The sequence below is a fragment of the Variovorax brevis genome, from assembly GCF_030317105.1.
In the GTDB taxonomy this organism is placed as follows: Bacteria; Pseudomonadota; Gammaproteobacteria; order Burkholderiales; family Burkholderiaceae_C; genus Variovorax; species Variovorax brevis.
In genome coordinates this window covers 64,261-86,677 of sequence record NZ_JASZYG010000018.1, presented here as the reverse complement: position 1 = coordinate 86,677, position 22,417 = coordinate 64,261, and the positions used below count along the sequence as shown (strand labels likewise).

General features: G+C 61.8%; 21 protein-coding genes and 1 pseudogene. 9 read left to right on the top strand and 13 right to left on the bottom strand.

Going from position 1 to position 22,417, the window contains the following annotated elements; translation table 11 throughout:
• On the bottom strand, positions 1–2,483 hold a 2,483-nt coding region (locus QTI66_RS32975; protein ID WP_286564596.1), incomplete at its 3' end, for a metallophosphoesterase.
• Between the two features lie 403 nt (positions 2,484–2,886).
• Between QTI66_RS32975 and QTI66_RS32970 the strand changes: the two genes are divergently transcribed.
• Positions 2,887–4,239, top strand: a complete 1,353-nt coding sequence (locus QTI66_RS32970; protein WP_286564595.1) for an AAA family ATPase — start codon at positions 2,887–2,889, stop codon at positions 4,237–4,239.
• A 483-nt stretch (positions 4,240–4,722) separates the two neighbouring features.
• On the opposite strand, the gene QTI66_RS32965 is transcribed toward QTI66_RS32970, so the two are convergent.
• Positions 4,723–4,965 (bottom strand): hypothetical protein, encoded by a 243-nt coding sequence (locus QTI66_RS32965; RefSeq protein WP_506555399.1) that lies wholly within the window; start codon positions 4,963–4,965, stop codon positions 4,723–4,725.
• Positions 4,966–5,074: 109 nt separating this feature from the next.
• Between QTI66_RS32965 and QTI66_RS32960 the strand changes: the two genes are divergently transcribed.
• The 5 genes from QTI66_RS32960 to QTI66_RS32940 all read left to right on the top strand — a co-directional run bounded on the left by QTI66_RS32960 (position 5,075) and on the right by QTI66_RS32940 (position 9,236).
• Positions 5,075–5,281, top strand: a complete 207-nt coding sequence (locus QTI66_RS32960; RefSeq protein ID WP_286564593.1) for a hypothetical protein — start codon at positions 5,075–5,077, stop codon at positions 5,279–5,281.
• A gap of 21 nt (positions 5,282–5,302) precedes the next feature.
• A complete protein-coding gene (locus tag QTI66_RS32955; protein ID WP_286564592.1) occupies positions 5,303–5,578 on the top strand; it encodes a hypothetical protein in 276 nt (91 codons plus the stop codon).
• Positions 5,575–5,730 (top strand): hypothetical protein, encoded by a 156-nt coding sequence (locus tag QTI66_RS32950; protein ID WP_286564591.1) that lies wholly within the window; start codon positions 5,575–5,577, stop codon positions 5,728–5,730. The genes QTI66_RS32955 and QTI66_RS32950 overlap by 4 nt, the downstream gene beginning before the upstream one ends.
• Before the next feature lie 870 nt (positions 5,731–6,600).
• Positions 6,601–6,855, top strand: a complete 255-nt coding sequence (locus tag QTI66_RS32945; protein WP_286564590.1) for a hypothetical protein — start codon at positions 6,601–6,603, stop codon at positions 6,853–6,855.
• Between the two features lie 26 nt (positions 6,856–6,881).
• Positions 6,882–9,236 (top strand): hypothetical protein, encoded by a 2,355-nt coding sequence (locus QTI66_RS32940; RefSeq protein ID WP_286564589.1) that lies wholly within the window; start codon positions 6,882–6,884, stop codon positions 9,234–9,236.
• Between the two features lie 224 nt (positions 9,237–9,460).
• On the opposite strand, the gene QTI66_RS32935 is transcribed toward QTI66_RS32940, so the two are convergent.
• The 4 genes from QTI66_RS32935 to QTI66_RS32920 form a co-directional block, all read right to left on the bottom strand.
• The gene (locus QTI66_RS32935; RefSeq protein WP_286564588.1) at positions 9,461–10,213 is read right to left on the bottom strand and encodes a hypothetical protein; all 753 of its coding nucleotides are present in this window, start codon (positions 10,211–10,213) and stop codon (positions 9,461–9,463) included.
• A gap of 922 nt (positions 10,214–11,135) precedes the next feature.
• Complete coding sequence (locus QTI66_RS32930) at positions 11,136–11,417, bottom strand: DUF4148 domain-containing protein (RefSeq protein ID WP_286564587.1); 282 nt, start codon at positions 11,415–11,417, stop codon at positions 11,136–11,138.
• Between the two features lie 121 nt (positions 11,418–11,538).
• Positions 11,539–12,525: a Bug family tripartite tricarboxylate transporter substrate binding protein gene (locus tag QTI66_RS32925; RefSeq protein WP_286564586.1), complete on the bottom strand. Its 987-nt coding sequence runs from the start codon at positions 12,523–12,525 to the stop codon at positions 11,539–11,541.
• Positions 12,526–12,575: 50 nt separating this feature from the next.
• A complete protein-coding gene (locus tag QTI66_RS32920; protein WP_286564585.1) occupies positions 12,576–14,006 on the bottom strand; it encodes an FAD-binding oxidoreductase in 1,431 nt (476 codons plus the stop codon).
• Between QTI66_RS32920 and QTI66_RS32915 the strand changes: the two genes are divergently transcribed.
• Positions 14,005–14,286, top strand: coding sequence for a hypothetical protein (locus QTI66_RS32915; protein ID WP_286564584.1), 282 nt, complete (start codon positions 14,005–14,007; stop codon positions 14,284–14,286). The genes QTI66_RS32920 and QTI66_RS32915 overlap by 2 nt on opposite strands.
• On the opposite strand, the gene QTI66_RS32910 is transcribed toward QTI66_RS32915, so the two are convergent.
• The 6 genes from QTI66_RS32910 to QTI66_RS32885 all read right to left on the bottom strand — a co-directional run bounded on the left by QTI66_RS32910 (position 14,266) and on the right by QTI66_RS32885 (position 19,759).
• Positions 14,266–15,126, bottom strand: coding sequence for an SDR family NAD(P)-dependent oxidoreductase (locus QTI66_RS32910; protein WP_286564583.1), 861 nt, complete (start codon positions 15,124–15,126; stop codon positions 14,266–14,268). The two genes, QTI66_RS32915 and QTI66_RS32910, sit on opposite strands and share 21 nt — an antisense overlap.
• A 50-nt stretch (positions 15,127–15,176) precedes the next feature.
• Complete coding sequence (locus QTI66_RS32905) at positions 15,177–16,172, bottom strand: NAD-dependent epimerase/dehydratase family protein (protein WP_286564582.1); 996 nt, start codon at positions 16,170–16,172, stop codon at positions 15,177–15,179.
• A gap of 26 nt (positions 16,173–16,198) precedes the next feature.
• Positions 16,199–17,203: a Bug family tripartite tricarboxylate transporter substrate binding protein gene (locus QTI66_RS32900; RefSeq protein WP_286564581.1), complete on the bottom strand. Its 1,005-nt coding sequence runs from the start codon at positions 17,201–17,203 to the stop codon at positions 16,199–16,201.
• 146 nt (positions 17,204–17,349) lie between these two features.
• Positions 17,350–17,724: a RidA family protein gene (locus QTI66_RS32895; protein WP_286564580.1), complete on the bottom strand. Its 375-nt coding sequence runs from the start codon at positions 17,722–17,724 to the stop codon at positions 17,350–17,352.
• Positions 17,721–18,608 (bottom strand): alpha/beta hydrolase, encoded by an 888-nt coding sequence (locus QTI66_RS32890; RefSeq protein WP_286564579.1) that lies wholly within the window; start codon positions 18,606–18,608, stop codon positions 17,721–17,723. Before QTI66_RS32890 ends, QTI66_RS32895 begins: the two co-directional genes overlap by 4 nt.
• 113 nt (positions 18,609–18,721) lie before the next feature.
• Positions 18,722–19,759 (bottom strand): porin, encoded by a 1,038-nt coding sequence (locus QTI66_RS32885; RefSeq protein WP_286564578.1) that lies wholly within the window; start codon positions 19,757–19,759, stop codon positions 18,722–18,724.
• A 174-nt stretch (positions 19,760–19,933) separates the two neighbouring features.
• Here QTI66_RS32885 and QTI66_RS32880 point away from each other — a divergent pair, with 174 nt between their 5' ends.
• Positions 19,934–20,626 carry a GntR family transcriptional regulator gene (locus tag QTI66_RS32880; RefSeq protein ID WP_286564577.1) on the top strand — a complete coding sequence of 231 codons (693 nt, stop codon included), beginning with the start codon at positions 19,934–19,936 and terminating at the stop codon, positions 20,624–20,626.
• Positions 20,627–20,950: 324 nt separating this feature from the next.
• Here the strand turns inward: QTI66_RS32880 and QTI66_RS32875 are convergent, their stop codons facing one another.
• The gene (locus QTI66_RS32875; RefSeq protein WP_286564576.1) at positions 20,951–21,574 is read right to left on the bottom strand and encodes a tyrosine-type recombinase/integrase; all 624 of its coding nucleotides are present in this window, start codon (positions 21,572–21,574) and stop codon (positions 20,951–20,953) included.
• A gap of 692 nt (positions 21,575–22,266) precedes the next feature.
• Here QTI66_RS32875 and QTI66_RS39710 point away from each other — a divergent pair.
• A pseudogene (locus QTI66_RS39710) lies at positions 22,267–22,344 on the top strand (ESPR-type extended signal peptide-containing protein); the annotation flags it as partial.
• Between the last annotated feature and the right edge of the window lie 73 nt (positions 22,345–22,417).

Sequence of the window (22,417 nt, the reverse complement as noted above, 5' to 3'; positions counted from 1 at the left end):
CCCAGGCTTTCGTGATCGACGCGGCCATGCACGTCGCCCTGTTCCTTTTCCTTGACCGCGCGCTCATACAAAGGCCGCGCCTCGTCGAACTTGCCGACGCTCGACAGGCAGTCGCCGACTTGATGCAGGCTACTGCCCAGGCTTTCGTGATCGACGCGGCCATGCACGTCGCCCTGTTCCTTTTCCTTGACCGCGCGCTGGTACCAAGGCCGCGCCTCATTGAACTTCCCTATCGCGATGAGACCACTTCCCACCATATGCTGTTCATCCGCCGTCATGCGAAGTTCGCCGTCCCAGTCTGCCGGAGCCAGCCTATAACTCAGGATCAGAGCGCCCCGCTCCGCGTCCGTCGGCGTGACATCAAGCTGCCGCGCCAAGCTTAGTAGGCGCTCCCTCTGCCGTTGCCGAACCACCCGCAAGCTGGCAGCCACCGCCTGATCCTGCGTGGATCGCTGCGCTAAGAAAGAACAGAAGAGCTGGTGCATGCGCATTTCGGCGCCACCGTCCAGCAGGTGCAGATCGAGGCACACGTCGAGCTGCCGGTCGAATTCGGGTCGACCGCCGGCGTACACCGGTTCCAGATGGCGGAACAGCTCTTCGCGGACGATGCGTTGCTGCGCGAGGAACGCTGCCGCGTACAGCAGGAGCCGGACCGGCGCATCGAGCGCTTGGAGAACGAGATCAAAGCTGCCGCTCGCCTCCGGCGTCACGTTCAGCGTGGCGACGTCCAGTCGCCCACGACGTTCCTCGTACGCCAGCACTCGCGACGCCGGCACGATCTGCACCGGCAGCCCACCAGCCAGCGCAGCGAGATCCCGCCCGAAACGCTCGGCTACCACCGCTCCAGCCACTTTCTCTACAAGTTCGAGCGAACTCGCGGGTGACAGCGGAGGCACCAGCAAACTCGGCCACTCCGTACACCAGCGATCGTTGTTGGTCGTCACCAGCACATGGCACGGCATACCGCTGCGAGGCAGCCATTGCTCGATGGCTCGCTTGGACGACGGGTTGTCATAGATCAGTAGCGTCGCGGCGTTGTGCATTGACAGCAACGTTCGGTCGCACCGATCAGCAAGGGGCAGACCGGGTGGAAAGTTCAAGCCGAGGATGTTGGCGCCGATGCGCGCCAGGTCGACCAGCTCCGCGCCAGCGTTGATGAAAAAGCGGCCTCCCGGATACCGGTCGCGGCTACGTCGCGCGTACTCGCGCGCGAGCTCGCTCTTGCCCACGCCAGGCGGTCCGTGCAGAACGACGACTCGGTCGGCGTTTGCGCTCGTCAGTTCATACGCAACGGCGTCCAAGAGGTCGTCGCGGCCAAGAAATGGAAGGTCGCCGCGTGCCTCGATGTTGCTAAGGAAACGCGTTGGCTCTTGCCGCTCGGGCTGTGACGTAGACGCAACCGGAGATGCCGGAAAAGCCCTGGGGCTTGGCAATCGCCGCTCATATCCACGGTCATGCGGAAACACGCTCGGATCGACAGTCCAGTGTTCCGTTGGGCTGTCCTCATAGCGGATTGGAAATACGCGCAGCGATCCACCGTCCTCGAGCGTTACGTATAGCGCCCGATTGGGCCACTTGCGCGTCTGATATGCGGCGCCGGCGGCGAGATGCATCGTCGTGCCGGAGAGCGAAGCGACGATGTCTACGTCGGTGTCGTGCAGATGACCTCGCAACACTGCGTCGACCTCGCTTTGCAGGCTTGCCTTGATATTCGACCGCTCAATGTCGCTGAACCAGTCGAGCGGATGGTGGACCAGAGCGAGCTTGAAGTCGGCCGTATGTGCTTGCAGCTCTCTGAGAGCATCATCGAGGCATCGGCGGCCCAGAACCAACTTAGCGTGGTCGTTGTCATCCTGGCAAAACAGTGCGCTGTTGAGGCACAACACCGCTATGGGACGATTGTGCACTTGCACGAGTGCCACTGGCCCGCAGCTCGATGTTTCGGGAAAGCGCCGAATGCCGGCAAAATACTGCCCATACCACTGGCTGAAAGCGCGAAGCTTCTGGCTCAAGTGAGGCTTGGGGACCTCCGGGGCGAAGTAGGCGTCGGAATCCTCACGCGAGGCGAGCGTCCGCGCCAGTCCGATGCCTTGCCCGCGATCGACGTCGTGGTTGCCCGGAACGACGAACAAACAACCCCGGTCGAGTCCTGCCGCATCAAGCAACGCGTCGAAGAAGCGGGTTGCCTGCGCGTACTCCGCCGGCTTGCCCGACTGCGCGATGTCGCCGGTCGCGAATATCAGGTCGCAGCGCCGGCCGGCGTTGCGAAAATCGCGTACGGACTTGATCAACGCACGCAAAACGACATCGCTGTCGTACGTGTCGCCGCTGCGAAAGTGGAAGTCTGAGACGTGCAACCAACACAGATTCATCTGGTGCCTCATTTCCGGGCGCTGATCCGAGATCGCGATTCGCTCCATGTTTGGCGAATATCGGGTCCGCTCACTCGAAAAGCGCATTTTCCGCTCATCCATCAGTGCCATCGTTCTTTAATCGGACTGGTGGAAGCGTTCGACCAGTTCAAGATGCAATGTGCTTCAGGCGCCGGATACCAGCGCTGCTCGGCCCGTACTTTGGTCGACCAGGCTGGGCGTAGCCGGGATTTGTCGCGGCGCGAGCGCGCCACCGGCACAGCCGCTGGCGACTTCTGTCATCGTCGTCCGACGGGTCTTTGCTGAGGTCTGCTATATGCCGAATGCCGCCGGCGGCACGATGTTCGATCGCTCGCGAGCACCGCGACCCTGATCCGGTTGCTTCGGCGCGCTTCATTTTCTCGAGGCCCTCCGGATGCGCTTGAGGATCCGGATGTCGTCGTCGCTCACCGCGAAGTCCCTAGTTTGACCGTTCCTCCTGCTACATTGATGAAACGCCATCCAGAAAGACAAGATGATTCCAACAGAGATTGAACGGAATGACTTTGGGGTGAAATTAAACCAGTTGGTTTCGCCAGCTAGACCCATACAGAGCGTCGAGCAGTTGCAAGGGCGTACAAAGGAACTGGCCCGGATTGAAAAGGCGCTATTCGCAGACGGCCGCCATGTATTCATCTATGGTGATCGTGGGGTTGGCAAGTCCTCGCTGGCTGCGGCTGCTGCGAACCAATGTCAGAGTTCGGACGCGACTTACATCGACGTGTCGTGCTCGCCCGATGCGACGTACAAGAGCATCGTTGCCAACATCGGATATCAGGCCCTCAATGCCAGCCGTTTACGTAAGACGAAAGTAACGAAGAACATCGGCATCGAATATCGCTTCCTCAAGGTCGGCGCATCTTCCGAAACGTCGTTGCATGACCTGCACACGGAAATCCATACGCTCGCGGATGCGGGAGAAGTTCTGCGTGAAGTGGCGGCGATCCACTCAGAGCGACCTATAGTCGTCCTAGATGAATTTGACCGCCTCTCCAACGATGCCGACAAGGTTGCTTTCTCTGATCTCGTGAAGTACGTCGGTGATAAGAAGATCGGCATCACTTTCTTCTTTACCGGCGTCGGCAAGACACTGGAGAAATTGCTTGTCGGGCACCCTTCGGCGATCCGTCAGTTTGAAACCATTGAACTGCCGAAGCTCAGTTGGGACGCGAGGTGGGATATTGCCAGGAAGGCGGCAAACGCCTTCGGGGTCGAACTGGACGATCAGGTATGCGTCCGCATCGCGGCGGTGAGTGACGGCTATCCGTACTACGTTCATCTGTTGACTGAAAAGCTCTTATGGCGCATCTACGAGGCCCCAGAGATCATTACCACGATTGAGCGCGAGCACTATGTCGGAGCCCTTCAGGACGCGATCGAGAGCATCAATGCTGAGCTCCGCCGACCGTATGAACTGGCCGTTCATCACCGAAGTGATGATTTTGAGGAAGTCTTTTGGGCGACGGCGGATTCGGACTACCTGGATCGCACTCTGGACGATATTTTCACGTCGTATCAGTATGTGATGAAGCAGCGTGATCCATTTGGGATCAGAACATTGGATTCTGCGGGCTTTAGGGCGATCATCCACAAACTTAAAGGCAAGTCTTGCGGTGAAGTCTTGGTGCCCTCAAGGTTCAACCGAAGGGGATGGTATTCATACCACGAACCCGTCCTACGCGGTTACGTCCGCATGCAGGCTGAAGCCCATGGGATCGAATTAATCGGAGAAACGCCAGCACAAAAGGAGCTGCGGCGTGTGTCAACCCGGACGGGGAATTTCGGACCTAGCGTTCCTCGCGGTGTTCATACGGGGCGTCGACGGTAGATTGGCGCGGACCGAGAAAATGAAGCGCGCCAAGGCAACCGGGTCAGGGTCGCGGTGCTCGCGAGCGATCGAACATCGTGCCCCCCACAGCCGGGACGTACGATCTGCTCAGCGCTCGCTCCACAGTAGAGTCCGCACGGTCTGCAGGTGCAGTTCAATGGTAGAACGGCAGCTTCCCAAGCTGTAGACGCGGCTCCCCTTAACTCGTCAATGAAGGTAGGCACCTGCGACAAGCTCATCGGCGACGACTGGTTGCCCTTGCTGCTAGAGATCACGATTCGCTTCCGCTCAGATGGGAAGTTGCAGGCGATCGTAATTCCATATGTCTGATCTCAGCACTGGCTTAGTGCTTCGCCAATGTATGACCAGACCTTTCCAGTAGCACCTCACGGCTACGTTTCTACGCGCTGCTTTTCGTCTCTCGATTTGCCGGTCATTCTGGCGAAATGAGTGCGTCATAACTGCGCTCGCAAAGCAGACCAGCTACTCGGGCACGGTCAGCAATTTCAGCCAACTTTCCCGTTCGCGCGTCAGCGCGGCCGAGCAGCTCGGCGAACACTCCAATGGGGTCGACCCCTGCCGCGCTTGATTCGAGAGCGGCGGCACGCGCGCTGGCTGCACGGGCGGCGGCGGCGTAGCGGGCGGCTTGCTGCTGCACGAGCTCATGAGAATCGCGAGCACCAGCAGCATCACGCTGCGCGACTTGAACTTGGGTTGCAGCCTCATCGAGTGCCTTCCGTTGTAAATCGGTGCGGCGCACTTATTGGGTGCGCTCCGCGCGTGCGGCCGGCCGCGCGGATACCGCGGCCGCGGTGGTGCTGACCTCGCCTTGCGCATGATCAAGAAGCGCACCCTGCGCAACGTGCGCCAGGACGCCAACGTGGCAGCCGCTTGCGCCCTGCTGCTGTCCCATACGGTGATGGCGCGGCTGCTGCAGCACGTGCGCACAAACGGGCATTCGCTGGCGGCACTTCCCGCGGACGGCAACCAACTGACAGCCTATTCGTTTTCAGTTGGTAGGGCCCAAGTGCAGCCGCAATGAGACCGCAACCAAGGAGCATTTGTGTTCGCCAACTTCCTGCTGGGTTCCTTGCACATCACAGCCGCGGCCAAAGCGGCGCTGGGCCGAATGCCGTTGGACCTTATCGCGCGGCACGCCATCAATGATCACGGCAACCTGTACCCGCGAGAGGTCCGAACCAACCGGACGGGAATGCGCGAGTGCGGGCGCATCGTGTCCCGCTTCCCCGTTGACCCGTTTGACAAGTCGCAGGGCAACGTCCTTGTCATCACGAGCCGGTCCTGGGATGAGACCGTCGTACAACTGGAGAGCGAATGACCCTCTTATTCCTGATCGCCCGCGCCGTGCATATCGCGTACAAGGCATTGCGTGCTGCCGCCGGTATCCTGATCCTGAGCCAAGGCGTGTATCGTTGGGTGAAGAACAGCGAGGTGCGCGCGCAGCGCCGGCGAAGGCGGGTCGTCGAGTAGCAAACGTCCGGCTCTTGACCTGCGACTCCTGACCGGTCCTTGACCCCGGGGGAGTTCTTCAATCTACGGCGACCAGATGCAGATCCTCCACAACAAGCACTTCTACAAAGATGGCAGCGGCTTCGACCAAGTGGACGACGATAACCTGCGCAAAGCGGCGGCACGGGCTTGCGGCCGCGACCAGCCCGCCACACGTCAGCGACGCACCCACTCGAACCCGTACGCCGGCCATCCCCAAGCCCTAATCGTGTCGATGCGTCGATGCAGCTTTAACGCAAACCCTTGTTTTTGTTGTACCTCTTCTGCTGCTGGCCGGCAGCATCGAGTTGGGTCATGTCAGTCGCTGATGGGCCCGACACGGTCCTTCAGCGACACGAGAAGCTGACCTTCGCCAAATTTGCTGACGGCCACTTCCTGTCGCTGGCCTCGGGCAGCTTTCCGGCATCGCGTCGAGCAGGATGTCGCCCGGATGAATCTCTTCAAGCAACTTGGCCATGTTCGGCATTCCTAGGGGCGATAGTTCACGATCACCGCCGGGGCCATCTGAGCTGACTCCCCTAAGGCGCACTGCGCGCCCACGGCCACGTAGGTCTGCCCAGTTTCCTGCGCCTCTGACGAGGCGGAGGTACGTGTTCCTGGCGCCGCTTGACAAGGCGGGGTCCCCGCCGCAGCATTGCGAGCGAGGCTCCGGAGTCATTGCCGGGCTCCCCGAAGCATGAGAACGGGTGGGCCGAACGGCTATGGTGACTCGCCTCGCAAAGTGCGCGCGCAGCGGGTGACGTTTTTGCGATTGATCAAGGCTGGTGCACGCGCCAAAGAACGTGCTAACAGTCGGCAACTGGAGGCTAGACCATGCAAGTACGAGTCCGAGTGGATACGATGACCGAGGCGGACATCCGAGCCCGCCTTGCCGAAATCGATCCGTCGCTGAGTATTCAGGACATCTCGGGCGCAAAGACCTCATCGCGCCGGAAGACACAAGGCATGGAGCCGTTCACATATTTCGTGATCGTGTTCACGGCGCACCTTGCGGCGGGCATGACGCACGATCTGGTTATGCAACTGGTGAAAAAGAAACTCGCCGACAAGAATCCGCAAGTCGAGCAGGCTCCCCCGACGGAATAGGTTGAGCGGACCAGTGCGAGCCCAGCATGCGACGGTCTACGGGGTTCGGTGGACGAGACGCCGCTTTCGATTCTCATTCCTGCCTGTCGCGTCATGAAAATGACGCCGACTTCGAGATGCGTTCGCGCCGGTGGAAGGAAAGTCTGCGCGGGCGTGTCAATGACCAAATTTGGGCGTCGGCGCACGAGAACTTTCACTGGGCGCAGTACATCGCAACCGGTTTCGGCAGCTTCCTGAACCGACTGCGGTCGGAACGAGACCATCAGATCCTCTTGGCCTTAAGCGAGTTGCCAAACTCTGCAGAACGAATTGCCGACCGCTTTTCGCCCGCGCCTGGCGGCGCGCTCTTCGACTATGAAGCAATCCTCGGGAAGATCCTCAATTCGCGCAGTCCCGAGGCGCCGATCGAATGGGCTGTCGCCTATGATCTATTGGAGCGCAGCGTTTATTACGCGGACGAGTCCAGACATTGGGTCGAAGACAACGATCTCATCGGTCGAATCGCAAACTGTTTGCTCAATCGCCGCGACGGCCGAGCTGATCACGAATCCCCGTCGCTGCTATCTGGCGCGTGGCCGGCATTCGATGATGCGATCTCGACAGAGCAGCTTCTGGAATCGCAGGCTGTGTTGTTTGAGGTTTTCTACCTCGACAACTTCGGGCACTCAGAGGCCGAGCGAACGAAGCGCTTTTCCGATCTGCAAGCGACGCCCTACTACGCAGCCATACACTACGCTCTACGCGAACTGTATAAGACGAGCAGTGACGATCAATTCGCGCAGGCGATGCAAGGCCGTGGCGTGCAATCGTTCTATGTCTCGGTCCTCATTTGCGTGGACCTTGCTTTGGACGTTTACTTTCCCGTCGCGCCGCCATCAAACGAAACACTCACATCTGTCGACTGGTGCCCTCCGCTCCGCTTTCGAGATTTGATCGACGCCGTGAATGCAACAGGTCTGATTTCCTTGGCGGATATCGACGACCGCTGGACAAACAGCCGGCAGGTTTTCCTCGACTATCGTGAGCGCCTGAAATCGACCGCTGAACTACGGACCTCTACGGATCATGACTTCATCCCGATCGGCGATTACTTTGAATTCGAGGCCGTTTCGCGGATGAGGTTTACGCCGGTAGATGGATTGGCACACCTCATGAGGGATGTCTCTCTCTACGAGATCGTCTCCAACATCCAGGCATTGCTACACCACAAGAAGCAAAGCGGGATCGGATTTCTTCACGATCCCATATTGAACCTCAGCCACTCGAATGCGCCGGAGTTCTCGAACTTCTTTGATCCGAACGATTTCCGGCTGAGCTGTCTATCGGGGCCGCTCAACATATCCTACGCAAATGGGACTATCGGTCGAAACCTTTTGGTCCCGGTCTTGGCCGCTCAAGCACTGCATTCTTCGTTTGGGACATATGCGTTGTACGCGTTGGCGTTCGAGGGTGGTGCATTGCAAGTGGCACCATGGCGCATAGCTGACACCATCAACTTTTCAGGTCAATCAGTGCCTCAGTTCTTCGACACCTTTCTGCAGAAGAGGTTGAGCAATCTCGTCTCACCGCCGGACGCGAATGTACGGGATAGCTCGTCCATCGGTGACCGCATCGTGCTGGGATCGCCTCGCGAAACGAGCATCACTGTGCTGGCGAACATCAAAGAGGACTGGGCGGCTTACCAACGTATCGCTCGTGCCGAAGGGCACATGCCCGTCACGATCGAACTGAAAGACGATTTTCTGCGCAATCATGCAGGCGTTGATTCCGAGGCGCTCGATGCCGCGAACCCCGATCGAACGGTGTGTTATCTGCAGCAGCAATGCTATCTCGGTAACGGCGAAAGCATCGGCCTAAAGGTTCATCTGATCGATGAGCCCTCGAGCCTCTTGTGGTTGGGCAGCATGTCGCCATGTCGGGTGCAGCTGTCCGGCAAGGTGATGTCGCGGTCGTTTCGCGAAGAATGTGGCCCCTGGCTCGCCGTGCTCGGCGGCATGCCGCTAAGCATCTTGATCGATATTGACGCCGACGAGATTTTGGAGGCGCTCACGCCGGCCTGGGAGTGGCTTGCGTGGCTACCGTCGGCCCTAGACGATGCCACGAGCTCCGCGGTAATGCTTGCCTATCCCATCGGCATAGGTCCGCTACCGGAAGTTGGGCTCTTCAGGCCGTTCAGGTTCGGCGAAGAAGACGCGGGTCGAGGACTGCTTGATTTGTTCGGGGTGCCGGCCGTCGCGAAGGAGCTTGGCATTCCGATCTTCGGCATGTCGAACGAACAACGCCAGCAGGATTGGAGTCCGCCGGGCTTCCTCGTCTGGACCGTTCGCCGCTACTACAACGACGTCGCAACCTTCGAAGCAATTACCCGTCTTCCCCCTTGATCGTCGAGGCCTCCGTGTTCGACCGTTTTCCGACCGGGGCATTTCGGAAGCTAGGCATCAGCCCTCTGGTGCTTGTCCTCCTTCGGGCGACCCTGCATGAGGTCCGAGCGGCAGTTTTCTGGCGGCTCGATCTGGATGTCGCCGAAGGGTCGAGAGCGGCGTCGAGCGGCCGCTTTCTGGCATCCAGATTAAATGGCTGTTCCTGGCGCCCGATTGCCGCCTTTTCATGTCGGATGCCAGTGATGCACCTTGCTGGCGATGCGCTGCACCCAATGCGCAAAGGCCTCCACCGTCATGGTGTTCTTCGCAGTGTTGCAAGTGCGGCAGCAGGTGACAAGGTTGGCGGGTGCGTAGCCTTGGTCGTTCTGCAGCCGGTCGATGCCGTTCCACAGGAACGGGCCCAGCGTAGTCTTCTTAAGCGTGGCTGGTGGTGCGCCGCAGTAGTGGCAGTCGCCCACGATCAGCGCCGCCAGCTGCCCGCGCGTGAGTTCCCAAGGGTGGCCGCGCCGGAGCGCGCCGCGCCTGTATGCGATGAAGATGTAGGTGATGGCGCTTTCAGCGCTGCCTCTCGGGTGGGTGCGTGATCCCCGCTTCGCGCACCCGCAGCTGGAGGTATTGCCGCTCTTGAGGTTGTCCTCGCGCACTGTCTTGATCGTGCCGCACTCGCATTTCACGTGGTAGTGCCAGAGACCCTGGTGGTCTCGCTTGTAGGCGCCCGTCACGGTGAGGCGACCGTAGGTGCTGCCAATAGCCAGGGCTGGAGGTTTGGCCCTGCGGCCTGCGTACATATCCTCCTGGAGACAGCCGCAACTCCGGGTGACGCCTTTCCTGAGGTAGGCCGCTCGCACGCTGGGGGCGGTGTTGCCGCAGTCGCACACGCAGCTGTAGCGATGGCGCGGCCCGCCCTCCACCAGCGCTTCGACGATGAGGCGTCCGAAGCGCGAGCCAAGCGCGATGGGTGTGTGATTGCGTGTCACGTAAGGAGCGGCAGTTGTCTTACGTCGGGTTATAGCCGCCGATTGCTGCCTTTGCCGATCCATCTCTCATCACGCCCTCCCTCAGCATCGAGCTGGGCCACGTAAGTCGCTGATGGGCCCGTTACGGCCTTTGAGGTCGAGGCCACGAACTGCGCCTTCGCAGCGATTGCGGTTGTTCCCGGGCGCGGGTCGAATTCACGCTGGTCGACAGATTCCGGTCTTCCAAGTTTGAAGGCGCCCGCATCATCTACGGCCGGTCACAAGGTAGTGCAGTCGTAATTCGGCTGCATGCGAGCGGCGGAGCGACTCCTGCGCACTACTGCTGGGATCGTGAACGATCTGCCCGGCGCTCTGGCAGCCGGTATCTCCATGAGGATACGATTGCGCCCCGCGGTACATAGGCCGTGATGTGCAGCATCGGCTGCTCGCCCATATCGTGCAACAGCCGCACAAGACGAAGCATGGAACCGCCGACTTCGGAGCCGGCAAATTGCACTCGATCCCGAAGCGAACAGCTTGACATTTCTGTTGTCATTTGAGTGTCACCTTCGTCGCCGGGCGGAAAACGCTATCGATTGAAAGCGAGAGCGATTACAGCGCCGCCGAGGTGGCCGCTGGCGCTGACGCCTACGAGCAGCCTCTACAGTGAGATCGGGCACCTCTGGAGCATCGACGGCGAAGCGACGGTCAAGTTCTCGGTGCAGGCCTCGCTTGGCGTAGAGGTACGCTGGTAGCGGGCAAACGTGTCAAACAGCGCCGACCGCTTTGGCACGGGGCAGATGCGATCGACGAACAGGCGGGATGGTCCGTTGCTTTGCGTTGCGTGCCGCCGGCCCGCGCAGGGCTAAGTCGGCGGCAATCGCCGTCAACATCGAATTCGCAAGATGACAAGGAGGACGAGCGCGCGTGCGCGCCGCCCGGCTCAGCCCGGGGCGCCGCTCAGCTTGCGTACGAGCTCTTGATAGCGCGGCGATGCGCGCAAGGCTGCATAGGTTCGCAGCGCCTGTTCAAACTGTGGAGAGAAGACTACCTCAGGCCCCATGTTGCCTCTGTAGATTTCCGCTAGGCCCGCCTCGCTCCAAAGTTCGGCTTCGGCTCGAACTTCGGCCCGCGATCTGCTTGCAGGTGCATCTGCATCTTGCGCGAGTGCAAGTTGCGAGCTTGTTAGGGCCACGGCACAGACAACAAAAAGGCTGACGTTCATGACTTCCTCCGTTCACCGTTGCGATGGTGAGGATTAAGTCTATCTGTCGCTTATCGCCACGGCAAGGTCGAGTCGGGCTTCGATGTGATTGCTGCCCGGTCGAGACGACGGCGACCGCCCATCACTGCGGCACGTAGCCGCTGGCCTTGATGAGCGTGCCCCAGGCTTCGGAATAAGTCTTCTCGCGCGCCGCCAGTTGCGGGGCGTTCAGGTACTCGATTGTCAGGCCCAACGCGGTCATACGTTCACGCACCGCGGGCATCTCGAGGACTTTCTTCATGGCGGCGGAGAATCGATCGATGACCGCAGAAGGCGTGCCGGCGGGTGCATACACCGCATAGAAGGGAGAATTCTCGAAGCCCACCATGCCGAGTTCCCCAAACGTGGGGACATCCGGGAACAGGCTGGGGCGCGTCTTTCCGCTCGCCGCGACCATGCGGATCTTGCCGGCCTTGTGTGACTCGACGAAGTCATTGATCGCCGAAATACCTGCAGGGATCTGGTTGCCCATCATGTCGGCCAGCATCGGGGCGCTGCCGCGATAGGGTGCGGCCACCAAGTCCAGATTGTTCTTCTTGCCGATGGATGTCGTTATGAACTCCGGCAGCGAGGCCGGCGCAGGGATGCCAACGCTGCTCTTGCCACCTTCCTTGCGCACCCAGGCGACGTACTCCTTGAAGTCCTTTGCGGGCGTGCCAGCGCTCAAGACCAGAACGCTGGCGTAGCTGGCGAAGCCGACCACGGGCGCGAAATCCCTGGCCGTATTGAAGCCCGGATTCTTCATGACGAGGGGGACGATGGAGACGGTGTGATCATTGGTCAGGAAGAAAACGCTGCCGTCTGCCGGCGCGCTCTTCAGCGCAAGTGCAGCCACCTGTCCGCCGGCGCCTGGCCGGTTGTCCACGACCACCGCGGTGCCCAGTTCGTCCTTGAGCTTGTCGGATAGCAGGCGCGCCACCACGTCGGTTCCGCCACCGGCGGGAAAGCCCACCAGCACGCGGATCGGTTTTCCGTCGTCGGCCGATGCAAGACCTGCGGCGAGCAGCGCGCCGGCGGCCAGGACGTGGCGCGCCATGCGCGCCAAGGAGGGGGAAAAACGAAATGCCATGTCGATACCTTTGTGAGTAGGAAAAGAAAAAAGACGCGCCTGATTGGCGTTCAGGCCGGGTCGAAAACCCGGCCGCGGTTGAGCAAGGCGCGTGGGTCGATGGCCCGCTTGATGGCGCGCATCAGCGCGATCTCTTCGTCTGAACGGCTCATCGCCAGGTACGACTTCTTGAAGAAGCCGATGCCGTGCTCGCCGGACACCGATCCGCCCAGTGCGCCGACGGATGCATGCACCAAGTCATAGATGCGCGACTTCATGTCTGGCTGGTCGCTGCCGTAGCCCGCCACCAGATGGAGGTTGCCGTCGCCCAGGTGGCCGTAGGTCTGGACCTTGTCGATGCCGATGCCGGCGAGGCCCTCGTGGGTTTGGCGCACCCAGTCGTCCATCGCACCGATCGGGAGGCTGATGTCGAAGCCAACATAGGGCCTCACTGCCGCCGCGGCCTCTCCGGACGACTCGCGAATGGCCCACAACTCGGCCGCTTCGGCCAAGGAGCGCGCCACGACGGCGTCCGCGCCCTCCGAAACCGACAGGAAGTCGCCCAGCGTTTCATTGAACCGCTCGTCGTCGGCATCCGGATCCTGCCCCATCGATTCCAAAAGGATCAGGTGCGAGCCGGGTTCGGCAAAGGGCTGGCGGCCGATTCGCAGTTGTGTGGTGACGGTGTCAAAGAAGTCCCGCCACATGACTTCAAAGCTGGTGAGACGGGGACCCAGCCGGTGGCGGGCGTGCTTGAGCAGCGCCACGGCCTGAGCGAAGCTCTGCACGCTGACGAGCGCCGTCTGGCGAGAGCGCGGCAAGGGCTGGAGGGCAAACACCAACCGGGTAATGACGCCCAGCGTGCCCTCGCTGCCGATGAAGAGTTGCTTCAGGTCATAGCCGGCGTTGTCCTTCATCACCTTGCCCAAATGGCGAATAACACTGCCGTCAGGCAACACCACTTCCATGCCGAGCACCGAGCTTCTTGCCATGCCAAAGCGCAGCACCCGGTTGCCGCCCGCGTTGGTGGCCACCACGCCGCCCACATGGCACGAGCCCTTGCTGCCGATGTCAATCGGCAGCATCAGTCCCACGGCCTCCGCGGCTTGTTGCGCCTCTTGGAGTTTCACGCCGGCTTGCACCGTCATGGTGAGGTTGGCTTCGTCGATCTCCTCGATGAGGTTCAGGCGCTCGAGCGACAGCACCACCTCGCCCGCCTGCGGCACACCGGCGCCCACGAGGCCCGTCATGCCACCCTGGATGACGATGGGCAAATCAAGCGAGTGGGCAGCCCTTACGGCCCGCGCCGCATGGTCCGGCGACGCAGGCCTCAATACGGCCAGCGGCGCACCGCGGCCTCCGCTGAAGTCCACGCAGAAGCGCTCATCGGCGTCAGCGCCGGAAATGAACAGGGCGCTGTCGTTCAGTTCGGACATCTGCGAGCGCAAGGATTCGATGCGCTGGCGCGCGGGTACGGATGTGGTTTCGAGTTGAGTGTCCATGGCGCGTGTCATCCCGGCAGGGCCGCTCGACATGGAGCGATCGGGTCCAGGTAAAGTTGAAAAAAGGGGGTGTGGGAGTGTTGGAATGAAGAGTGCATTCAACCGCGACGAGCGCGTCGCGCCCAAGGCGAGAAACGGGGCAATTGCTTATCTGAAGGAACGTGAAGTTCGTATCAAGTTTGTTGAGGTGGTGTTCGCCCCGCCGCGAGAGAAATTGACTGTGTCAGATCTGGTGGGCAGTGGTGGCGTGTCACGGACCTCAGGTGGCGTTTCGCTGTGATCGGGACGGCAGTTCACGAACGCGCACGTTCCCGAGCACTGCTTTGACGCAGAGGGGTGACCGCTGAGGTGATCGTGCCCACTGCGATTCAAATTCCCAGTGCGCCGAGCGATTTTCCACCGTCCACGTACAAGGTCTGGCCCGTGATGAACTGCGTGCCCGGCGCGCACAGGAAGGTGATGGCGTTGCAATGAAGTCCGGGCTCGCGGCCTTGCCGGAAGGCTCCTGTTGCTCCCAAGCCGAGAACATTTCCTCAGGCGCAGAGCGCGTCATCGGCGTGTCGGTGAAGCCGGGTGCTACCGAGTTCACCGCGATCTGCGCATCCCTCAACTCCATGGCCATGGCGCGCGTCAGTCCGACCACCGCGGCCTTGGATGCCACATAGTGGGCGAAGCGCGTGCCGCCCAGGGCTCCCCGCGAGGAGACGGTGACGATGCGCCTGCCCGCGCGCATGCGGCGAGCTGCCTCTTGTGCGGGGATGAAGGTGCCCATGACATTGACTTCGAGCATCCGCCGGAAGGATTCGTCGGTGAGTTCGAGAAGGCGAGCATCTTTGTAGATGCCAGCCGCGCACACCATCGCGTCCACGCGCGGCTGCCGATCGAGTGCTTCGATGACGGCGACGCGGTCACAAATGTCGAGCGCGGCGGCCTCGGCCGCCAGGCCTTGCGCGACCAAGGTCGCGACTTCAGCCTCCAGTTGGTCCCTGGAGCGGTCGATGGCCACCACGTGGAAGCCGTCTTGCGCGAGGCGCTTGGCCGTGGCAAGGCCGATGCCTTGTGCGGCGCCGGTCACGCAGGCGACCGGAAGGCTGCCCTTTGAAGGGGGTTGATTGATCATGGAAACGTCCCCTGAGAGTTCGTTTTGAATGGGGCGGGTAGCCCCGACTGTCAGCTGTACGGCGTCGACGTCGTGCATAGCGGTGCGAAATGCGCGACCGACTCGGCCAGCGAGAACAAGGGGCGCCAGCCCAGCTCGCGCGCTGCAGCGCTGATGTCGGAGGCCGCATGGCGCACGTGGGGAAACCCTGCAAAGCCACCTTGAGGTTCGATGCGCAGTTCGACCTGCAAGGACGGATACAGCAGACGGACGGCCTGCTCGAAGTCCTTGAAGCTGCAGAGGTGGCCGAGTCCGATGCTGTACACGCCTTGCGCGGGATCGGCCGCGTCGAGCGCATCCACATTGGCGATGGCGCAGTCACGCGCGTCGATGAATTCTTCACCACCGCGCCAGACGACGTACGGGTCCTCGATGACCGACACCTGCCCCAAGGAAGCGGGCGTCGCCAGCGATGACAGCACCCGTCCCGGCACCGACGTCCCGGGCCCGCGCCAGCCACCGATGACAGCGGCATAGCGCAGTGATACCGTGCTCACGCGGTAAAGGTCGCGATAGAGCAACGCCAGGTGTTCTGCGGTGACCTTGGTCGCCGCATAGATGGAGCCCGGACGATGGCTGATGGACCTGAGCGCGAAGTCTTCGGGAAAGGCGGGTCCATCGAACTCGCCAAAGGTCGGATAGCCCACGGTGGTCGAACTGGCGATGACCACCCGCTCCAGCGCGTGCTGACGTGCCAACTCCAGCACGTTCGCCACGCCCATCACATTGACTTCGATGCCCTTGCGCGGATTCGCACGAATCGCGGTCGATAGCAGGGCAGCGGTGTGCACGATGCGCCGAACACCGTGCGCGACAACGAGATCGGACAGCTGCGCGAAATCGGCCACGTCGGCCTCCACGACGTGCACCCTCGGGCTGTTCACGATCGTCGCGATGGCCTCGCGCGCCGGGCGCAGATCCAGCAGCAAGACGTCCTCGCCTCGGTCGGCCAGTATGCGGGCCGTGTGGCATCCGATGATGCCGGCACCTGTAATCAGCGTGGTCATGAAGTAATCCTGGTCAGCGCCGCGGTTCAATCGGCCTTGATGCCGAACTCGCTGACGATCTTCCCGTAGCGCACGTAATCGTCGGCCACCAGCTTGGCGAGCTTGGCGGGGTCGCCACCGGCGGGAGAGAGCGCGATGTTTTCCATGCGGGCGATCACGTCAGGCATCTTGAGGATCTCGTTGACCTGCTGGTTGAGCAAGGCAACCAGTTCGGCGGGCATCCCCTTGGGCCCCATCAACGCCTGCCACGCGCCGACCTCGGCCCCCTTGTAGCCTTGCTCCGCCAGCGTCGGGACATCGGGCAGGAAGGGCGAGCGCTTTGCGTCTGCCACCGCCAAGGGCACGAGCTTTCCGGACTTGATGTGTGGCGCCACCGGGCCGAGCGTCGTGTACATCATCGGCAACTGGCCGCCGACCATGTCGGCGACGGCCGGCATGCTGCCGCGGTAGGGGACCTGGGTGATCTTCACGCCGGCCGACTTGTCGAACAGTTCGCCAAGGATGTGCATCGGCGAGCCGTTGCCCGGGCTCGCATAAGAGGTGATCTTTCCCTCCTTCACCTTGGAGACCAGTTGCTTGACGTTGCTGACACCGCTCGTGGTGGTGGCCACGACGAACAGGGACTGGCTGCCGAGTTGGGCGATCGACGTCAGGTCTGTGGTCGGATCAACGTTTGCCCCTGTCACGCCCCTGAGCACATGCGGCGTGATGGCGATTGTGTTGGGCGCCATCAGCAGGGTGTAGCCATCGGCTTTGGCCTTGGAGACATACGCGGTTCCGATGGTGCCGGCGGCGCCGGTGCGGTTGTCAACCACCACCGGCTGCCCGAGACGGGTGCTCAGCTTCTCCGCGAGCACGCGGGCAAGCACGTCGGTGTCACCGCCCGCCGGATAGGCCACCACGATGGTGATGGGCTTGGTGGGGTAGCCCTCGGCATGGGCCTCGCTGAGGAATGCTGCGCCACCGAGCGTCGCGCAGGCGACGAGCGCTGCCAGTGATCGGCGTGTTGTGCTGAACTGTTTATTAGTCATGGGTGCTTCCGGATTGTGAATCGGGGGGATTAAGAAAGATCTTGCAAATACCAAAGTTGAAGGCCCGGCCACGGGCCTGTTCTGTGGCAGGGCCGATACGGCTTGCCGAAATGGGAAGCGCAGCACAGTCGCTTTCGTGCGCACCTTTAGCCGCTGGCCACTGCGTAGGCAACCATCTCGATGCGCATGCCAGGCACCACCAGCGCCTGGACGACCACGCTGGATCGATTGGGATAGGGCGCCGAGAAGAATTCCCTGTACGCCGCGTCCACGGCAGCCATGTCGCCGGCATCGGTCAGGTAGATGAGCACCTGCGCCACATCGCCCATCCGGGCGCCCGCGGCGTGCACGGCGCGGCGCAGGTTCTCCAGGGTGAGTCGGGCCTGCCGCTCGATCGGCCCGGTGTCGATCGAGCCGTCCTGGCACACTGGGCCATGGGTGGTGAACAGCAGCCCGCCTGCCTGAACCGCCCACGAGAAGGGTTGGCCCAGCGGGGGCAGGCCGACATCGACGACTTTCATGGCAGGGTCTCCTGAACGATGGCTTGCAGTCGCTGGTACCACGGCGCTGCCGGGTCCCGGAGGCGCGTGTGCGTCATGAAGTGATCCATGTCCTGCTCGATGTCCAGGCGGCATGTTCCTTCCTGCATCGCAAGCAGGGACGCCATGCGCCGGTTGGAGCGCGCGACACGCTCGCTGTCTGAATCGCCGAAGCTCAGCAGGAAGGGCAGCTGGTTTTCGGCCGTCCAGCACAAGGGGCTCATGGCGGCATCGTCGAAGGCGTCGCCCAGCACCATGGTGTAGATGCGCTCCTCCATGCTGCCTGGTGCGGGTTGCGGATGGTGTAGGTCCATGATCCCGCTGATCGGCAGGCAGGCGCGAATGGCGCTTGTGTCGACGCCGGCGCGTTGCGCATCGGCCTGGCGCAACGCGGCAAGTGCCGCCAGATGACCACCGGCCGAGTGGCCGGCCAGATAGATGCGATCGCGCCGGCCGCCGAGTTCGCCTGCATGGTCGATGACATGCCGCAGGGCTGCCAGCGCATCGTCAAAGCCTGCGGGCAACGGATGCTCCGGTGCCAAACGGTAGCCGGGGGCCACCAGCACCATGCCCAGGCGCGTCACCGCGTCGGCCATGAAGCTGACGTATTCCTTGTAGCCGTTGGTCCAGCCGCCACCATGCCAGAAGACCAGGATCGGCGCGTCGCGCAAGTCACGACGCCGATAGGTGTCATAGCGCTGCATCAGGTCCGGCCCGTAGGCGCGGTCGCGCATGGCGACGACGTCGTCCGGCAGCACCTGGGTCCGTGCCCAGCCTAGCACCAGTTCCTCGTAGTCCTGCGCCGCGGCAAAGGGCAGCGGCGGCTGGGCGGGAAGCGTCGGAGCATTCGGCCCTATGGCGTTCATGTACTGGCTCATCGGAATCAGTCGGCTTGGATGCCGAATTCCTTGATGACGCGGCGCGTCGTCGATGCTGCATGGATCATGGATGTTTCTCCCAATGTGTGGCCCGGCTTCGTTCAGAACACGTGCCGAATGCCTGCGTTGAAAGCCTTGTCGCCCAGGCCCTGCTCGGTCGCGTTCCCAACGCGGTAGAAGCCCGTCGGGGCGCCGGCGACGGCGTTGTTGTCGATGCGTGCAACCGAGCTGTAGAAGTTGGTGCGCTTGGACAGGTAGTAGAGGTAGCCCAGGGCGATCTGCTTGGCGTCGTTGTTGGCCGCGGTCTTGTCGTCCTTGTGGATGTACGAGGCCATGATCTGGTGCGCTCCGATGGGCACCGTGAGGCCGACCATGAGGTCCTGCGAGTCGGGGTTGACCAGGCCAAACACCGCCGAACCCTTGTTCCAGACATAGTTGAAGTGCGCCGTCGCGACGCCAAAGTTGTACTTTGCGCCCAGGAAGGTCATCTTGGCTGGAACATTCTGGGCGACGTTCACGTTGGCGTAGCCCAGCTTGGCGTAGATCGGGCCCGACACGTAGCCGATGGCGCCGCCGTACTGGCGCTTGGCGTTGCTGTCGGGCACCTCCCCGAAGCCGTAGACGGCGTCGGCCGAGAACCCGCTGCTGTGGGTATAGACGTAGCGCAAAGTGTTGTCCATGCGGTTGTTGCCGCCCAAGCCTCCAGGGGAAATGAGGTTCGCGGAGTCACCCGCCAGGCCGGTGGTGAACGGATCGGTTTCGGTCTGGATGTTCGCGACTGGCGTGTACTGCCGACCCAAGATGACGCTGCCCAGGGCGCTGTCCTTCAGCCCCACCACCGACTGGCGACCGAAAGCCAAGCCTCCTTGGCCCAGCGCGCCGGTGTCGGCATTGATGCCCATCTCCAGAATGAAGAAGCCCTGCAGGCCGCCACCGAGGTCCTCCGCACCGCGAAAACCCAGTCTGGAGCCCGATTGAACGCCGCTGGTCAGCTTGTTGACGCTGGCGCCGTTAGGCCCTCCGCTCTCGTGAACGAAGCCCAGATCGACAAGGCCGTAGGTGGTGAGTGCGCTCTGAGCCGAGGTGGATCCGGCGGTCAATGCGAAGGTACAGGCAAGCAATGTCGCTTTTTTGTTCATGAAATGGAAAGAAATTTGCAAAATAGGCGCTTGGGTGCGCTCCCCCAATCCCTCTGACCGGAAGATCGCGGCACGGACTCAAAACCGGGCCATCAGCACTGAGTGAATGATCAGTGCATGAAATTTACGATATTTTATAAAATCTATCTCATCGCATAAGTACCCATTGCTCTTATGAAACAAAATGAAGTAGAAGGTGCGGCCTCCGAGGCCGGCTCGCGCACCGAGCGCGCCTATCAGCGCCTGCGGCAGGAAATCCTGCAGGGCGAACTGACGCCCAACGAGCGCTTGCGGGTCGCCGATTTGGAAACGCGCTTCGAGCTGGGATTGACGCCCATCCGCGAAGGCTTGGCGCGGCTTGCGAGCGAGGGCCTTGTGGCCATGGAAGCGCATCGAGGTGCCCGTGTGCTGGAAGCCTCGCCGGCCGAGCTGGCCGATCTGATGAGGACGCGCCGGGAGATCGAGCGCCTGTGCCTGAGCGCCTCCATCGAACGCGGCGATGCTGTATGGGAAGCCGAAGTCATGGCAGCGCTGCACGTGTTGACGCGCACCCCGCTGCCGGAACCCGGCGCACCGGCGGCGGCGACCGCGGACTGGGAAGCCAAGCACCGGCGCTTTCACGCCGCATTGGTCGGCGCGTGCGGCTCGCAATGGCTACTTCGCTTCTGGAACCAGCTCGTCGATCACTCGCAGCGCTATCGTAAGATCCGCCTGAAGGGTCCCCTTATCGTGCGTGATGTGCAGGCCGAGCACCAGGAGATCCTTGATGCCGTGCTGCGCCGGGACGCGCCGCTGGCCGTTGCCTTGATGGACAGGCATTTGCGCGAGACGGAGGAGGCGGTCGCTGGCGCGTCGCCCGCCAGGTAGGTGCTGCAGGCGTCGACCGATCGGTCTTGGAACGCGAAGCTGCCGTTCCCGTCATCTATAGGTCCAGCCTGATGCTGAAGCTGGTGTCCCCGCCGAGGATCACCGCCAGGTTCCAGAGCACGGACCGCTCGGAATCGAGCGTGACAGGTCCAGCTCAAGTGACGAAGCCGCCGCGCATCGGGCGCGCGTGCCGACGAAAAAGAACGTGTCCGTATCACAGCATGATGCCCATACGCCCCGCCCGCAGCTTCTGGACAGGCGGGCAAATCCGATCGCTTCGCTGAACTCTGCGATCGACGGCGTGCCCGATTGATTGCCGCCAGATCAAATCTCAGTTTGCTCGGAGATCTCCAGGGCGTCGTCCACCTCGATGCCGAGGTATCTCACCGTCGACCCGAGCTTGGCATGGCCAAGCAGCAACTGCGCGGCGCGCACGTTCTTGGTACGGCGGTAGATCAACGTTGCCTTGGTTCGCCGCATCGAATGCGTGCCGTACTCGGCGGGATCAAGACCAAGTTCCTCGACCCAGCCCTCAAGAATTCGTGCGTATTGCCGTGTGCCCAGATGCGGTGAGGCGTGGACGCGGCTTGGGAACAAGAAATCCTCGGACTTCAGCCCGGATTGCTTGATCCCCTTCTGCACAGCTTCCCGCGTTACCGGTGTTATCTCGAACTGAACAGGGCGCTGGGTCTTGTGTTGCATCACTACGGCGCGAGTTGCTACCTGGTCGCCGTGGCAGACGTCTCGAACCTTAAGACTGACGAGGTCGCAGCCACGCAACTTGCTGTCAATTCCCAGATTGAAGAGGGCAAGCTCGCGCACTCGGCTCTCCATTTGGAGGCGCACTCGGAGTGCCCAGATGTCCTTGATCCTGAACGGAGCCTTCTGCCCGACGATCTTGCCCTTGTTCCACGGCTCGCGATGAGGGGCGTTGAGATTGGATGCCATGATGGACTCCCATCAAGTTGAGGGCCGCCTAGGATGCGCGTTCGGGAGCTCGAAGCAGTCGTCTCGGACGATCAAGGGCTGCCATGATGCGCAGCGCCTTCAGTCGAGGGCCTGCTTCCTGGATTAGCTGCGCACTCACGGTTCCGGCCATCACCGGTCGCCCGGGCAGTTGAATCGACCTTCCGGTTCGAAACTGTTTGTGGACATTGGCCGGCAGGCAAAACTGTACGGCCGGTGCGTCCCGCTTTCAGCCTGGGCGCATCTAGGTGTCATCTAGGTTGGTGGATTGCGTGCAACCGCCGCAGCAGCTGACCGACGTTCACCACGCAAGCCTTGCCCGGCCGCGACTCTTCGGGATGTTTGGCCAACCTTTGGACGGCGGGGCGTCCATCTTCTTGGAAACAAAGGTTTCGGAACCACCGCCATATCAGTGCCCGGCCGGCGGACCGGCTCCAGCACGGGCCTTCTCGAAAATTGTTGTTGAAACGGCGTTCTAGAGGCGGTAGTCTGGTATTGGGATTCGATCGCGCGGTGCACTAATGGCTATACCCATGCGCACGCGCTTGCGCGCCATGTCTTCAGTCACAGGCATCGCCATGTTGATTGGCTAGCCTCAAGCACGGTTGCGACGCCCTATCGTTCCATCCAGACCCCCGCAGTGCCTTGATAACAACGCTTTGGAGGACAGGACGATGAACGCAACATATCGGGTGGTCTGGATTGCCGTCCATCGGGCGTGGGTGGCGATCTCCGAACTGGCACGGGGCCCCCAAAAATCGACATTTGCAACAGCCGATATGGGGTGCGAACCACTGCTTTCGGTCGGACCGCGACGCGGGACGG

Excerpts from the sequence above, each read along its gene's own strand:
- QTI66_RS32970 (WP_286564595.1), top strand. The coding sequence starts at position 2,887 with ATGATTCCAACAGAGATTGAACGGAATGACTTTGGGGTGAAATTAAAC.
- QTI66_RS32965 (WP_506555399.1), bottom strand. The coding sequence starts at position 4,965 with ATGAGGCTGCAACCCAAGTTCAAGTCGCGCAGCGTGATGCTGCTGGTG.
- QTI66_RS32960 (WP_286564593.1), top strand. The coding sequence starts at position 5,075 with ATGATCAAGAAGCGCACCCTGCGCAACGTGCGCCAGGACGCCAACGTG.
- QTI66_RS32950 (WP_286564591.1), top strand. The coding sequence starts at position 5,575 with ATGACCCTCTTATTCCTGATCGCCCGCGCCGTGCATATCGCGTACAAG.
- QTI66_RS32940 (WP_286564589.1), top strand. The coding sequence starts at position 6,882 with ATGCGACGGTCTACGGGGTTCGGTGGACGAGACGCCGCTTTCGATTCT.
- QTI66_RS32930 (WP_286564587.1), bottom strand. The coding sequence starts at position 11,417 with ATGAACGTCAGCCTTTTTGTTGTCTGTGCCGTGGCCCTAACAAGCTCG.
- QTI66_RS32925 (WP_286564586.1), bottom strand. The coding sequence starts at position 12,525 with ATGGCATTTCGTTTTTCCCCCTCCTTGGCGCGCATGGCGCGCCACGTC.
- QTI66_RS32915 (WP_286564584.1), top strand. The coding sequence starts at position 14,005 with ATGGCGCGTGTCATCCCGGCAGGGCCGCTCGACATGGAGCGATCGGGT.
- QTI66_RS32920 (WP_286564585.1), bottom strand. The coding sequence starts at position 14,006 with ATGGACACTCAACTCGAAACCACATCCGTACCCGCGCGCCAGCGCATC.
- QTI66_RS32910 (WP_286564583.1), bottom strand. The coding sequence starts at position 15,126 with ATGATCAATCAACCCCCTTCAAAGGGCAGCCTTCCGGTCGCCTGCGTG.
- QTI66_RS32905 (WP_286564582.1), bottom strand. The coding sequence starts at position 16,172 with ATGACCACGCTGATTACAGGTGCCGGCATCATCGGATGCCACACGGCC.
- QTI66_RS32900 (WP_286564581.1), bottom strand. The coding sequence starts at position 17,203 with ATGACTAATAAACAGTTCAGCACAACACGCCGATCACTGGCAGCGCTC.
- QTI66_RS32895 (WP_286564580.1), bottom strand. The coding sequence starts at position 17,724 with ATGAAAGTCGTCGATGTCGGCCTGCCCCCGCTGGGCCAACCCTTCTCG.
- QTI66_RS32890 (WP_286564579.1), bottom strand. The coding sequence starts at position 18,608 with ATGAACGCCATAGGGCCGAATGCTCCGACGCTTCCCGCCCAGCCGCCG.
- QTI66_RS32885 (WP_286564578.1), bottom strand. The coding sequence starts at position 19,759 with ATGAACAAAAAAGCGACATTGCTTGCCTGTACCTTCGCATTGACCGCC.
- QTI66_RS32880 (WP_286564577.1), top strand. The coding sequence starts at position 19,934 with ATGAAACAAAATGAAGTAGAAGGTGCGGCCTCCGAGGCCGGCTCGCGC.
- QTI66_RS32875 (WP_286564576.1), bottom strand. The coding sequence starts at position 21,574 with ATGGCATCCAATCTCAACGCCCCTCATCGCGAGCCGTGGAACAAGGGC.